Below are 13,980 nucleotides of genomic sequence, written 5' to 3' on the forward strand. Positions count from 1 at the left end.
GCTTTTTTATCCTGTCTCAATTCTTCTGGATGTCTCATGAAGCAATTAACCATCCTGGGCTCAACCGGCTCTATTGGTTGCAGTACGCTCGATGTAGTACGCCATAACCCGGATAAATTTCGTGTTGCTGCGTTGGTAGCGGGTAAAAATGTCGCCCGTATGGTGGAGCAATGCCTTGAGTTTTCCCCCCGCTACGCGGTGATGGATGACGAAAAAAGTGCAGCGCTGGTGAAATCCGCATTGCGGGATCATGGAAGTCGCACCGAGGTTATGTGCGGGCAGCAGGCTGCCTGTGATATGGCCGCGCTGGATGATGTCGATCAGGTCATGGCGGCGATAGTTGGCGCGGCAGGTTTGTTGCCAACGCTTGCGGCAATCCGCGCAGGCAAAAACATTTTGCTGGCGAATAAAGAGTCTCTGGTAACCTGCGGACGTCTGTTTATGGACGACGTGAAACGGCATAAAGCGCAGCTTTTGCCGGTAGATAGCGAACATAACGCGATTTTTCAGAGTTTACCGCAACCTATCCAACACAATCTGGGATACGCTGACCTTGAGCAAAACGGCGTTGTGTCTGTTTTGCTTACCGGGTCTGGTGGCCCTTTCCGTGAAACGCCATTGCCCGATCTGGCTCTAATGACTCCCGATCAGGCATGTCGTCATCCGAATTGGTCGATGGGACGAAAAATCTCCGTCGATTCCGCCACCATGATGAATAAAGGTCTGGAATACATTGAAGCGCGTTGGTTGTTTAATGCCAGTGCAAGCCAGATGGAAGTGCTGATCCATCCACAGTCGGTTATTCACTCGATGGTCCGTTATCAGGATGGTAGCGTCCTGGCCCAGTTGGGTGAGCCTGATATGCGCACGCCTATCGCCCATACGATGGCATGGCCGGAACGTGTGAGCTCTGGGGTTAAGCCTGTCGATTTTTGCAAACTCAGTGCGTTGACGTTTTCCGCACCTGATTATCAGCGTTATCCGTGCCTGAAACTGGCGATGGACGCGTTTGAGCAAGGACAGGCTGCGACAACTGCGCTGAACGCCGCAAATGAGATTACCGTTGCTGCATTTTTGGCGCAGCAGATTCGATTTACGGATATCGCCGATCTCAATTTGTCCGTACTGGATAGGATGGATTTGCAGGAACCGCAGAGCGTTGAAGATGTGCTGAGGGTCGATGCCATCGCCAGAGACGTCGCGACAAAACAAGTGACACGACTCTCAAGCTGATGATAATCACTCTGTGAGGGATCGTGCTATTTGTTAGCGTTGGGCTTCAGTGATATAGTCTGCGCCACCTGATCGCAGGTATTTGCTTTTTTTCGATCGGGTAAGCCGTGGTTTGACACGGCTTTTTTGTGGATAGGCTTCAGTATTCCTGAGTACCGTATAATCCTTTCAGGGACTAAAAACGCGTTATGTTGTCTGCAACTAAACCATTAAGCGAGAACTTGCCAGCACATGGTTGTCGCCATGTCGCAATTATCATGGATGGCAATGGCCGCTGGGCGAAAAAGCAAGGGAAGATCCGCGCCTTTGGGCATAAGGCCGGAGCAAAATCCGTCCGCCGGGCTGTCTCTTTTGCTGCCAATAACGGTATTGACGCGTTAACGCTGTATGCCTTTAGCAGTGAGAACTGGAACCGACCAGCGCAGGAAGTCAGTGCGTTAATGGAATTGTTTGTGTGGGCACTTGATAGCGAAGTGAAAAACCTGCACCGCCATAACGTGCGCCTGCGTATTATTGGGGATATCAGTCGATTTAACACACGTTTGCAAGAACGGATTCGCAAGTCGGAAGCGCTTACAGCCCAGAATACCGGGTTAACGCTGAATATTGCCGCGAATTACGGTGGACGGTGGGATATTGTCCAGGGCGTCAGGCAACTGGCACAACAGGTGCAGGAAGGTCTGTTGCGTCCAGAGCAAATTGATGAAGAGATGCTTGGTCAGCAAGTGTGTATGCATGAGCTGGCTCCTGTGGATTTAGTGATAAGGACTGGGGGAGAGCATCGAATTAGTAATTTTTTGTTGTGGCAAATTGCCTATGCCGAACTTTACTTTACGGATGTTCTCTGGCCCGATTTCGATGAACAAGACTTTGAAGGTGCGCTACATGCCTTTGCTAATCGTGAGCGTCGTTTCGGCGGCACCGAGCCCGGTGATGAAAAAGCCTGATGGGGGTCGCTTTTGCTGAAGTATCGCCTGATTTCTGCTTTTGTTTTAATACCCGTTGTCATCGCGGCGTTGTTTTTGTTGCCGCCGGTGGGGTTCGCCATTGTTACGCTGGTCGTCTGTATGCTGGCCGCCTGGGAATGGGGACAGTTAAGCGGTTTTGCCACGCGTACACAGCGAGTTTGGTTGGCGGTTTTGTGCGGGCTATTGCTGGCACTGATGCTGTTTTTGCTGCCTGAGTATCATCATAATATTCACCAACCGCTGGTTGAAGTGTCGCTTTGGGCGTCGCTGGGCTGGTGGGCCGTGGCGCTATTACTGGTGTTGTTTTACCCCGGTTCAGCCTCGGTCTGGCGTAATTCCAAAACATTACGCATAATTTTCGGCGTGTTAACCATTGTTCCTTTCTTTTGGGGAATGCTGGCGCTACGTGCCTGGCACTATGATGAGAATCATTATAGTGGCGCGCTATGGCTGCTCTATGTCATGATCCTCGTTTGGGGAGCGGACTCTGGTGCCTATATGTTTGGTAAGATGTTTGGCAAACATAAACTGGCGCCGAAGGTTTCTCCTGGTAAAACCTGGCAGGGTTTTATTGGCGGACTTGCCACTGCAGCTGTAATCTCGTGGGGTTATGGTATGTGGGCGAATCTTGAAGTTGCGCCTGTCACCTTGCTCATTTGCTCCATCGTTGCAGCCCTGGCCTCCGTGCTGGGTGACCTGACCGAGAGTATGTTTAAGCGTGAAGCAGGTATTAAGGACAGTGGTCACTTAATCCCAGGACACGGTGGTATTCTGGATCGTATTGACAGCCTGACGGCTGCGGTGCCGGTCTTTGCTTGCCTGTTGTTACTGGTATTCAGGACGCTCTAACGGATGGTCTTATGCTGAGTATTCTCTGGAATCTGGCTGCATTCATCGTTGCACTTGGTGTACTTATCACCGTGCATGAATTTGGTCATTTCTGGGTTGCACGGCGCTGCGGAGTCCGCGTCGAGCGCTTTTCCATTGGCTTTGGAAAAGCGCTTTGGCGCCGTACCGATAAACAGGGTACGGAATACGTGATCGCCTTAATTCCCCTCGGCGGTTACGTCAAAATGCTGGATGAGCGCGCTGAGCCCGTTGTACCGGAGCTGCGCCACTATGCTTTCAACAATAAAACAGTTGGGCAGCGCGCGGCCATTATCGCTGCAGGCCCGATTGCAAATTTCCTCTTCGCTATTTTTGCCTACTGGCTGGTGTTTATCATCGGTGTCCCTGGCGTTCGTCCGGTTGTTGGTGAAATAACACCCAACTCGATTGCTGCCCAGGCGCAAATTCAGCCAGGTACGGAACTAAAAGCGGTTGATGGTATCGAAACCCCTGATTGGGATACCGTCCGATTGCAGCTGGTAGCCAAAATTGGTGATGAGCAGACTATCCTCAGCGTGGCACCGTTTGGTAGTAACCAGCGACAGGATAAAACGCTGGATTTGCGCCAATGGGCATTTGAGCCAGACAAACAGGACCCCGTCACGAGTTTGGGCATTCGTCCTCGTGGTCCGCAGATTGAACCTGTGCTGTCAGAAGTGCAGGTAAACTCCGCGGCAAGTAAGGCGGGTTTGCAAGCTGGCGACAGGATCGTTAAAGTCAATGGTCAGCCGCTGACGCAATGGATGACGTTCGTGACGTTGGTGCGCGATAATCCGGATAAGCCGTTAGCGCTAGATATTGAAAGACAAGGAAGTTCCTTGTCTTTAACGTTAACCCCAGATTCAAAAGAGGTTAACGGGAAGGCAGAAGGTTTTGCGGGCGTGGTGCCTAAAGTTATTCCTCTGCCTGATGAGTATAAGACTGTACGCCAGTATGGGCCATTCAGCGCCATCCTCGAAGCCTCGGATAAAACGTGGCAGTTGATGAAGTTGACGGTCAGTATGCTGGGAAAATTGATTACCGGTGATGTAAAACTGAACAACCTCAGTGGGCCGATTTCTATCGCCCAGGGGGCTGGGATGTCAGCGGAATTCGGGGTTATTTATTACCTGATGTTCCTTGCGCTTATCAGCGTGAACTTAGGGATAATCAACCTGTTTCCGTTGCCCGTTCTCGACGGGGGGCATCTGCTGTTCCTGGCGATTGAAAAGCTGAAGGGCGGTCCGGTATCCGAGCGGGTTCAAGACTTTAGTTATCGCATTGGCTCTATCTTGCTGGTGTTGTTAATGGGGCTTGCACTTTTCAATGATTTCTCTCGGTTGTAAGAGAGTGTTAGGAAGAACGCATAATAACGATGGCGATGAAAAAGTTGCTCATAGCGTCGCTGCTGTTTAGCAGCGCCACCGTATACGGTGCTGAAGGGTTCGTAGTGAAGGACATTCATTTCGAAGGCCTACAGCGAGTCGCCGTTGGTGCGGCTCTCCTCAGTATGCCGGTGCGCACAGGCGACACGGTTAATGATGAAGACATCAGTAATACCATTCGTGCTCTGTTCGCCACCGGTAACTTTGAGGATGTCCGCGTCCTGCGCGATGGTGATACCCTTCTGGTTCAGGTAAAAGAACGTCCGACGATTGCCAGCATCACTTTCTCCGGTAACAAATCGGTGAAAGATGACATGCTGAAGCAAAACCTCGAGGCGTCTGGCGTACGTGTTGGCGAGTCTCTGGATCGCACAACGCTTGCCGATATCGAAAAAGGTCTGGAAGATTTCTACTATAGCGTCGGTAAATACAGCGCCAGTGTGAAAGCAGTGGTCACGCCGTTGCCGCGTAACCGCGTTGACCTCAAACTGGTCTTCCAGGAAGGCGTTTCGGCGAAGATCCAACAGATCAATATCGTCGGCAACCATGCCTTCACAACCGACGAGCTTATCTCTCACTTCCAACTGCGCGATGAAGTACCGTGGTGGAACGTGGTGGGCGATCGTAAATACCAGAAACAGAAACTGGCGGGCGACCTTGAAACCCTGCGCAGCTACTATCTGGATCGCGGTTATGCTCGCTTCAATATCGATTCCACGCAGGTTAGCCTGACGCCGGATAAAAAAGGTATCTACATCACCGTTAACATCACAGAAGGCGAGCAGTACAAGCTTTCTGGGGTCCAGGTGAGTGGTAATCTGGCCGGGCACTCTGCCGAAATTGAGACCCTGACGAAAATCGAACCGGGTGAACTCTATAACGGCACTAAAGTGACCAAAATGGAAGATGATATCAAGAAGCTACTGGGACGCTATGGTTATGCCTACCCGCGTGTACAGTCGCAGCCTGAAATCAACGATGCAGACAAAACCGTTAAATTGCGGGTAAACGTGGATGCGGGTAACCGTTTCTATGTGCGTAAGATCCGTTTTGAAGGTAACGACACCTCGAAAGATTCCGTGCTGCGTCGCGAAATGCGCCAGATGGAAGGTGCCTGGTTGGGCAGCGATCTGGTTGACCAGGGTAAAGAGCGTCTGAACCGTCTGGGTTACTTTGAAACTGTCGATACCGATACTCAACGTGTTCCGGGCAGTCCTGATCAGGTTGATGTGGTTTATAAGGTGAAAGAGCGCAACACCGGTAGCTTTAACTTCGGTGTGGGTTACGGCACTGAAAGTGGCGTGAGCTTCCAGGCGGGCGTTCAGCAGGATAACTGGTTAGGTACCGGTTATTCCGTCGGGATTAGCGGCACCAAAAACGACTATCAGACCTATACTGAGCTGTCTGTCACCAACCCGTACTTCACCGTCGATGGTGTGAGTCTCGGTGGCCGTGTCTTCTATAACGACTTCCAGGCGGATGATGCAGATCTGTCCGACTATACCAACAAAAGCTATGGTACGGACGTAACGCTGGGCTTCCCGGTCAACGAATACAACACGTTGCGTGCAGGCCTGGGTTATGTACATAACAAACTGTCCAACATGCAGCCGCAGATTGCGATGGATCGTTATCTTGAATCCATGGGTGAAGACAATACCAACAGCTTTGCCGCGGATGATTTCACCTTCAACTACGGTTGGACCTACAACAAGCTGGACCGTGGGTATTTCCCTACGGAAGGTACGCGTGTCAACCTGAACGGTAAAGTGACCATCCCGGGTTCTGACAACGAATACTATAAAGCGACGTTGGATACGGCGACCTATGTGCCGATCGATGACGACCACAAATGGGTGGTTTTGGGACGCACCAAGCTGGGTTATGGTGATGGCATTGGCGGCAAAGAGATGCCGTTCTATGAGAACTTCTACGCGGGTGGTTCCAGCACTGTACGTGGCTTCCAGTCAAACACCATTGGTCCAAAAGCAGTCTATTTGCCAGGTGCTAAATCGGATTCCAATTCGAGTAACTATGAAGAGTGCTCGAGAACTGACAATAAACCTTGTCAATCAGACGATGCAGTCGGCGGTAACGCCATGGCTGTAGCGAGCCTGGAATTTATCACACCTACGCCGTTTATCAGCGATAAATATGCTAACTCGGTCCGTACTTCCTTCTTCTGGGATATGGGTACCGTGTGGGATACGAACTGGCAGAATACCGCTGACACCCGTGCAGTTGGCGTGCCAGACTACAGCGATCCGAATAATATCCGTATGTCTGCGGGTATCGCGTTACAATGGATGTCCCCATTGGGGCCGTTGGTTTTCTCCTACGCCCAACCGTTCAAGAAGTACGATGGAGACAAAGCGGAACAGTTCCAGTTTAACATTGGTAAAACCTGGTAATTGTTCTTCGCAAAGGAATGTAGTGGTAGTGTAGCGCTGACTTTAGGCGATCTTGCATGGGATCGCCTGGCCACGCAAAGAACTGCACCTTCGGGTGCAAATGGGATGGTAAGGAGTTAATTGTGAAAAAGTGGTTATTAGCTGCAGGTCTCGGTTTAGCGATGGCAACGTCCGCACAGGCTGCTGACAAAATTGCAATCGTCAACATGGGTAGCCTGTTCCAACAGGTTGCACAGAAGACGGGTGTTTCTACTACGCTGGAAAATGAGTTCAAAGGCCGCGCCAGCGAACTGCAGCGTATGGAATCCGACCTGCAATCTAAAATGCAGCGTCTGCAATCAATGAAAGCAGGCAGCGACCGTACCAAGCTGGAAAAAGACGTAATGGCTCAGCGCCAGACTTTCTCTCAGAAAGCGCAGGCTTTCGAGCAGGATCGTCAACGTCGTTCTAACGAAGAACGCGGCAAGCTGGTTAATCGTATCCAGACAGCTGTGAAATCTGTTGCGAGCAGCCAGAGCATCGATCTGGTTGTTGACGCGAACACCGTTGCATACAACAGCAGCGATGTAAAAGACATCACCGCTGACGTACTGAAACAGGTTAAATAAGTAATGCCTTCAATTCGACTGGCTGATTTAGCAGAGCAGTTGGATGCAGAATTACACGGTGATGGCGATATCGTCATCACCGGCGTAGCGTCCATGCAATCTGCGCAAACTGGCAATATCACGTTCATGGTGAATCCAAAGTACCGTGAGCACCTGAGTGCATGCCAGGCTTCTGCCGTTGTGATGACGCAGGACTCCCTTCCATTTGCTAAGAGTGCTGTGCTGGTAGTGAAGAATCCCTACCTGACCTATGCACGAATGGCGCAAATTTTAGATACCACGCCTCAGCCTGCGCAAAATATTGCACCGAGTGCAGTAATCGATGCGACGGCGAAGTTGGGTAACAATGTTTCTGTGGGCGCGAATGCGGTCATTGAGTCTGGCGTAGAACTGGGCGATAACGTGGTTATCGGCGCAGGTTGCTTCGTTGGAAAAAACACAAAAATCGGCGCAGGTTCACGCTTGTGGGCGAATGTGACGATTTACCACGACATTCAGATCGGTGAAAATTGCCTGATCCAGTCCAGCACCGTTGTCGGATCCGACGGATTTGGTTACGCGAACGATCGCGGTAACTGGGTGAAGATCCCGCAGCTTGGTCGCGTGATTATTGGCGATCGTGTTGAGATTGGCGCATGTACCACCATTGACCGTGGTGCGCTGGACGATACCGTGATCGGTAATGGTGTTATCATTGATAACCAGTGCCAGATTGCGCATAACGTCGTGATTGGCGACAATACGGCTGTAGCCGGTGGCGTCATTATGGCGGGTAGCCTGAAGATTGGCCGTTACTGCATGATTGGCGGCGCCAGCGTGATTAATGGGCATATGGAAATATGCGACAAAGTCACGGTAACTGGCATGGGTATGGTGATGCGTCCTATCACTGAACCGGGCGTCTACTCCTCAGGCATTCCGCTACAACCCAACAAGGTATGGCGTAAAACAGCTGCACTGGTGATGAACATTGATGATATGAGCAAGCGCCTCAAAGCGATTGAGCGCAAGGTTAATCAACAAGACTAAAGCACCGTCTTTGCATGTCTGACTTTTCGGCCTGTCCCATTCATACGATTGCGACAGGCCGTGTTATTATTGCCTTTTAGTATATTTTGACAGGAAGAGTATTTTGACTACTAACACTCATACTCTGCATATTGAAGAGATTTTAGAACTTCTGCCGCACCGTTTTCCGTTTTTACTGGTAGACCGCGTGCTGGATTTTGAAGAAGGTCGTTTTCTGCGCGCAGTGAAAAATGTATCCGTTAACGAGCCTTTCTTTCAGGGCCACTTCCCGGGTAAACCGATTTTTCCTGGCGTGTTGATTCTGGAAGCGATGGCGCAGGCCACGGGTATTCTGGCGTTTAAAAGCGTAGGAAAACTGGAACCGGGCGAACTGTATTATTTCGCTGGTATTGATGAAGCACGCTTTAAGCGTCCCGTCGTGCCTGGCGATCAGATGATCATGGAAGTGACTTTCGAGAAAACGCGCCGCGGCCTGACCCGTTTCAAAGGGGTTGCACTGGTCGACGGTAAAGTTGTGTGCGAAGCAACGATGATGTGTGCCCGTAGCCGGGAGGCCTGATACGTGATTGATAAATCCGCCTTTATTCACCCAACAGCCATTGTCGAAGACGGCGCCAGCATTGGCGCTAATGCTCACATTGGCCCATTTTGTATTGTTGGACCCCATGTTGAAATTGGTGAGGGTACCGTACTGAAGTCTCACGTTGTCGTGAATGGCCATACCAAAATTGGTCGCGATAACGAGATTTATCAGTTTGCCTCCATCGGTGAAGTGAACCAGGACCTGAAATATGCTGGTGAACCGACCCGTGTGGAAATTGGCGATCGCAACCGCATTCGCGAAAGCGTCACCATTCATCGTGGCACAGTGCAAGGCGGTGGGTTGACGAAGGTGGGCAGCGATAACTTACTGATGATTAACGCACACGTTGCGCATGATTGTACGGTAGGTAACCGTTGCATTCTGGCGAATAACGCGACACTTGCCGGACATGTTTCGCTTGATGATTTTGTTATCATCGGCGGCATGACCGCGGTGCACCAGTTCTGCATTATTGGTGCACACGTGATGGTGGGTGGCTGCTCTGGCGTAGCCCAGGACGTCCCGCCATACGTTATCGCCCAGGGTAACCACGCGACGCCATTTGGCGTTAATATCGAAGGTCTGAAGCGTCGCGGCTTCACCCGTGAAGCCATTACTGCGATCCGCAACGCCTATAAAGCGCTGTACCGCAGCGGTAAAACGCTTGAGGAAGTGAAACCGGAAATCGCCGAACTGGCGAAGCAGTACCCCGATGTTCAGGCTTTTAGTGACTTCTTTGAACGCTCAACGCGTGGTCTGATTCGTTAATGACTGAACAGCGTCCTTTAACGATTGCCCTTGTCGCCGGAGAAACCTCCGGCGATATTCTTGGTGCCGGTTTAATTCGTGCACTCAAGGCCCGTGTTCCCAATGCGCGGTTTGTTGGCGTTGCGGGTCCATTGATGCAGGCGGAAGGTTGTGAAGCTTGGTACGAAATGGAAGAACTGGCAGTAATGGGCATTGTAGAAGTGCTCGGGCGCCTGCGCCGTTTACTGCATATTCGTGCCGATCTCACTCGCCGATTTACCGACTTAAAGCCGGATGTTTTCGTTGGCATTGATGCGCCTGATTTCAACATTACCCTCGAAGGCAACCTGAAATCGCAGGGCATAAAAACCATTCATTACGTCAGCCCCTCTGTATGGGCGTGGCGACAGAAACGCGTTTTCAAAATAGGCAGATCCACCAATATGGTGCTGGCCTTTCTGCCTTTCGAAAAAGCGTTTTATGACAAATTTAACGTCCCGTGCCGCTTCATCGGCCACACTATGGCGGATGCTATGCCGCTGGATCCGGATAAAAACGCAGCGCGTGATGTGTTAGGCATTCCTCATGATGCTCACTGCCTGGCGCTTTTGCCTGGGAGTCGCGGTGCAGAAGTGGAGATGCTCAGCGCCGATTTTCTGAAAACGGCGCAGCTATTACGTCAGCATTATCCGGATCTCGAAGTCGTCGTGCCGTTGGTCAATGCCAAACGGCGCGAGCAATTTGAACGTATCAAGGCTGAGGTTGCCCCGGAACTTTCCGTGCATATGCTCAATGGAATGGGACGCGAAGCAATGGTCGCCAGTGATGCTGCGCTGTTGGCCTCTGGCACGGCTGCACTGGAATGTATGCTGGCGAAATGCCCGATGGTGGTTGGCTACCGTATGAAACCTTTCACTTTCTGGTTGGCAAAACGTCTGGTGAAGACTGATTACGTTTCGCTACCTAACCTGCTAGCGGGAAGAGAACTGGTTAAAGAGCTGTTGCAGGATGAATGTGAGCCGCAGGCGCTGGCGCACGCGTTGCTGCCTCTGTTGGAGAACGGTAAAACCAGCCATGCGATGCACGACACGTTCCGCGAATTGCACCAGCAGATCCGTTGCAATGCGGATGAGCAGGCGGCGGATGCAGTCCTGGAGTTAGCACAATGATTGAATTTGTTTATCCACATACGCATTTGGTAGCGGGTGTGGATGAAGTTGGACGTGGTCCATTGGTTGGCGCGGTAGTGACTGCCGCGGTCATTCTGGATCCGGCTCGTCCTATTATTGGTCTGAACGACTCAAAAAAACTGTCGGAAAAGCGTCGTCTGTCACTTTACGATGAAATCAAAGAAAAAGCGTTAAGCTGGAGTTTGGGTCGTGCGGAACCGCATGAAATCGACGAGCTGAACATTTTGCATGCCACCATGCTGGCGATGCAGCGTGCGGTTGCGGGTCTGCATATTGCGCCCGAATACGTGCTGATTGACGGCAATCGTTGCCCGGCATTACCGGTACCGTCGATGGCGGTGGTCAAAGGTGATAGCCGCGTGGCGGAGATTAGCGCTGCGTCGATACTGGCAAAAGTCACCCGTGACGCTGAAATGGCGGCCCTGGATACGGTTTTCCCGCAGTATGGCTTTGCACAGCACAAAGGTTATCCGACCGCTTTTCATCTGGAAAAGTTGGCACTGCATGGCGCAACAGAGCACCATCGCCGTAGTTTTGGCCCCGTCAAACGCGCACTGGGACTCACGTCCTGATTCTTGTGTCGAAGGAATCTGAAGATGTCTGAACCTCGTTTCGTCCACCTGCGGGTGCACAGCGACTACTCCATGATCGATGGGCTGGCGAAAACCGGGCCGCTGGTGAAAAAGGCGGCCGCGTTGGGCATGCCTGCGCTGGCGATCACCGATTTTACCAACCTGTGTGGTCTGGTGAAGTTTTACGGAGCGGGTCATGGCGCAGGTATTAAGCCGATTGTTGGCGCAGATTTTCATGTCCGTAGCGAACTATTGGGTGATGAACTCACGCAACTGACTGTACTGGCCGCAAATAATGCCGGCTACCAGAACCTGACGTTGTTGATATCAAAAGCCTATCAGCGCGGCTATGGCGCAGAAGGGCCGGTGATCGACAGAGACTGGCTGGTTGAGCTAAAAGACGGGTTAATCTTGCTTTCCGGCGGCCGTATGGGCGACGTCGGACGCAGCCTGTTGCGTGGGAACAACGCACTGGTCGACGAGTGCGTGGCGTTTTATGAAGAGCATTTCCCTGATTGCTACTTCCTTGAGCTGATCCGTACCGGTCGACAGGATGAAGAAAATTACCTGCATGCAGCCGTAGCACTGGCCGAAACACGCGGCCTGCCGGTGGTCGCGACCAACGATGTTCGCTTCCTTGAAACCGGTGACTTTGACGCGCATGAAATCCGCGTAGCAATCCACGACGGATTCACCCTTGATGATCCCAAACGCCCGCGTAACTATTCGCCGCAGCAGTACATGCGCAGCGAAGATGAGATGTGCGAGCTGTTCTCCGATATCCCGGAAGCGCTGGAAAACACCGTCGAGATTGCTAAACGTTGCAACGTGACGGTGCGCCTGGGTGAATACTTCCTGCCGCAGTTCCCGACTGGCGACATGACCACCGAGGATTTCCTCGTCGCGAAATCGCGTGAAGGCCTGGAAGAACGTCTGGAATTTTTGTTCCCCGATCCTGAAATTCGCGCGCAGAAGCGCCCGCCTTATGATGAACGTCTGGAAGTTGAACTTAAAGTTATCAACCAGATGGGTTTCCCGGGCTACTTCCTGATCGTAATGGAATTTATCCAGTGGTCGAAAGATAACGGTGTACCGGTAGGCCCGGGACGTGGTTCCGGCGCCGGCTCGCTGGTCGCCTACGCGCTGAAAATTACCGACCTTGATCCGCTGGAATTCGACCTGCTGTTCGAACGTTTCCTGAACCCGGAACGTGTCTCAATGCCTGACTTCGACGTTGACTTCTGTATGGAGAAACGTGACCAGGTTATTGAACACGTGGCGGAAATGTACGGTCGTGATGCGGTTTCGCAGATTATTACCTTCGGTACGATGGCGGCAAAAGCGGTTATCCGCGACGTGGGCCGCGTACTGGGTCACCCGTACGGCTTCGTTGACCGTATTTCGAAACTGGTGCCGCCCGATCCGGGCATGACGCTGGCTAAAGCCTTTGAAGCCGAACCTCAACTGCCGGAAATCTATGAGGCAGATGAAGAGGTTAGAGCGCTTATTGATATGGCGCGCAAGCTGGAAGGTGTCACGCGTAACGCGGGTAAGCACGCCGGTGGCGTGGTTATCGCACCGACCAAAATTACCGATTTTGCGCCGCTGTACTGCGATGAGCAGGGGCTGCACCCGGTTACCCAGTTTGATAAGAACGACGTGGAATACGCCGGTCTGGTGAAATTCGACTTCCTCGGTCTGCGTACGCTCACCATCATTAACTGGGCGCTGGAGATGATCAACGCGCGCCGTGAGAAGAACGGCGAACCGCCGCTGGATATCGCCGCGATTCCGCTGGACGACAAGAAAAGTTTTGACATGCTGCAACGCTCGGAGACAACAGCCGTCTTCCAGCTTGAATCCCGCGGCATGAAAGACCTGATCAAACGTCTGCAGCCTGACTGCTTCGAAGATATGATAGCCCTGGTGGCTCTGTTCCGCCCTGGCCCGCTACAGTCGGGAATGGTAGATAACTTTATCGACCGTAAGCATGGTCGCGAAGAGATTTCCTACCCGGATGTACAATGGCAGCATGAGTGTCTGAAACCGGTACTGGAGCCGACCTACGGCATTATCCTGTATCAGGAACAGGTTATGCAGATTGCCCAGGAGCTGTCCGGATACACCCTTGGCGGCGCGGATATGCTGCGTCGTGCGATGGGTAAGAAAAAGCCGGAAGAGATGGCCAAGCAGCGCGGCACCTTTGAAGAAGGGGCGAAAAAGCGCGGCGTAGACGGCGAACTGGCGATGAAAATCTTTGACCTGGTGGAGAAATTCGCCGGTTACGGATTTAACAAATCGCACTCCGCTGCCTATGCGCTGGTTTCTTACCAGACGCTGTGGCTGAAGGCGCATTATCCTGCCGAGTTTATGGCGGCGGTAATGAC

At 52.0% G+C, this 13,980-nt stretch carries 12 protein-coding genes; all 12 read left to right on the forward strand.

The annotated features are described in order from the left end of the window. Positions 1 to 36 precede the first annotated feature (36 nt). On the forward strand, positions 37 to 1,233 hold the full coding sequence (gene ispC / locus FDX03_RS08945; RefSeq protein WP_048212647.1) for a 1-deoxy-D-xylulose-5-phosphate reductoisomerase: 1,197 nt from the start codon (positions 37 to 39) through the stop codon (positions 1,231 to 1,233). A gap of 188 nt (positions 1,234 to 1,421) precedes the next feature. Next, positions 1,422 to 2,180: a (2E,6E)-farnesyl-diphosphate-specific ditrans,polycis-undecaprenyl-diphosphate synthase gene (gene ispU / locus FDX03_RS08950; RefSeq protein WP_040230029.1), complete on the forward strand. Its 759-nt coding sequence runs from the start codon at positions 1,422 to 1,424 to the stop codon at positions 2,178 to 2,180. Positions 2,181 to 2,192: 12 nt separating this feature from the next. Then, on the forward strand, positions 2,193 to 3,050 hold the full coding sequence (cdsA, locus tag FDX03_RS08955) for a phosphatidate cytidylyltransferase (protein WP_048212646.1): 858 nt from the start codon (positions 2,193 to 2,195) through the stop codon (positions 3,048 to 3,050). Between the two features lie 11 nt (positions 3,051 to 3,061). Next, positions 3,062 to 4,414, forward strand: a complete 1,353-nt coding sequence (gene rseP / locus FDX03_RS08960) for a sigma E protease regulator RseP (RefSeq protein WP_061067278.1) — start codon at positions 3,062 to 3,064, stop codon at positions 4,412 to 4,414. Between the two features lie 29 nt (positions 4,415 to 4,443). Next, on the forward strand, positions 4,444 to 6,864 hold the full coding sequence (gene bamA, locus FDX03_RS08965) for an outer membrane protein assembly factor BamA (RefSeq protein ID WP_061067279.1): 2,421 nt from the start codon (positions 4,444 to 4,446) through the stop codon (positions 6,862 to 6,864). A gap of 122 nt (positions 6,865 to 6,986) precedes the next feature. Continuing rightward, positions 6,987 to 7,472: a molecular chaperone Skp gene (gene skp / locus FDX03_RS08970; RefSeq protein ID WP_005132103.1), complete on the forward strand. Its 486-nt coding sequence runs from the start codon at positions 6,987 to 6,989 to the stop codon at positions 7,470 to 7,472. 3 nt (positions 7,473 to 7,475) lie between these two features. Continuing rightward, entirely contained in the window at positions 7,476 to 8,501 is a 1,026-nt protein-coding gene (gene lpxD, locus FDX03_RS08975; protein WP_040230032.1) for a UDP-3-O-(3-hydroxymyristoyl)glucosamine N-acyltransferase, read from the forward strand. 103 nt (positions 8,502 to 8,604) lie between these two features. After that, positions 8,605 to 9,060, forward strand: coding sequence for a 3-hydroxyacyl-ACP dehydratase FabZ (fabZ, locus tag FDX03_RS08980; RefSeq protein ID WP_003018528.1), 456 nt, complete (start codon positions 8,605 to 8,607; stop codon positions 9,058 to 9,060). Positions 9,061 to 9,063: 3 nt separating this feature from the next. Continuing rightward, entirely contained in the window at positions 9,064 to 9,852 is a 789-nt protein-coding gene (gene lpxA / locus FDX03_RS08985) for an acyl-ACP--UDP-N-acetylglucosamine O-acyltransferase (RefSeq protein ID WP_005132096.1), read from the forward strand. After that, positions 9,852 to 11,000, forward strand: a complete 1,149-nt coding sequence (gene lpxB, locus FDX03_RS08990) for a lipid-A-disaccharide synthase (RefSeq protein ID WP_137345810.1) — start codon at positions 9,852 to 9,854, stop codon at positions 10,998 to 11,000. The genes lpxA and lpxB overlap by 1 nt, the downstream gene beginning before the upstream one ends. Further along, the gene (gene rnhB / locus FDX03_RS08995; RefSeq protein ID WP_101741416.1) at positions 10,997 to 11,593 is read left to right on the forward strand and encodes a ribonuclease HII; all 597 of its coding nucleotides are present in this window, start codon (positions 10,997 to 10,999) and stop codon (positions 11,591 to 11,593) included. Before lpxB ends, rnhB begins: the two co-directional genes overlap by 4 nt. A gap of 24 nt (positions 11,594 to 11,617) precedes the next feature. Then, on the forward strand, positions 11,618 to 13,980 hold a 2,363-nt coding region (gene dnaE, locus FDX03_RS09000), incomplete at its 3' end, for a DNA polymerase III subunit alpha (RefSeq protein ID WP_249357022.1).

Source organism: Citrobacter sp. wls827, from assembly GCF_005280875.1.
GTDB classification, from domain to species: Bacteria; Pseudomonadota; Gammaproteobacteria; order Enterobacterales; family Enterobacteriaceae; genus Citrobacter; species Citrobacter youngae.

Bases quoted from the DNA above. Each gene is read 5' to 3' on its own strand.
- rseP (WP_061067278.1), top strand. From the start codon at position 3,062: ATGCTGAGTATTCTCTGGAATCTGGCTGCATTCATCGTTGCACTTGGT.
- ispU (WP_040230029.1), top strand. From the start codon at position 1,422: ATGTTGTCTGCAACTAAACCATTAAGCGAGAACTTGCCAGCACATGGT.
- bamA (WP_061067279.1), top strand. From the start codon at position 4,444: ATGGCGATGAAAAAGTTGCTCATAGCGTCGCTGCTGTTTAGCAGCGCC.
- rnhB (WP_101741416.1), top strand. From the start codon at position 10,997: ATGATTGAATTTGTTTATCCACATACGCATTTGGTAGCGGGTGTGGAT.
- ispC (WP_048212647.1), top strand. From the start codon at position 37: ATGAAGCAATTAACCATCCTGGGCTCAACCGGCTCTATTGGTTGCAGT.
- lpxD (WP_040230032.1), top strand. From the start codon at position 7,476: ATGCCTTCAATTCGACTGGCTGATTTAGCAGAGCAGTTGGATGCAGAA.
- lpxB (WP_137345810.1), top strand. From the start codon at position 9,852: ATGACTGAACAGCGTCCTTTAACGATTGCCCTTGTCGCCGGAGAAACC.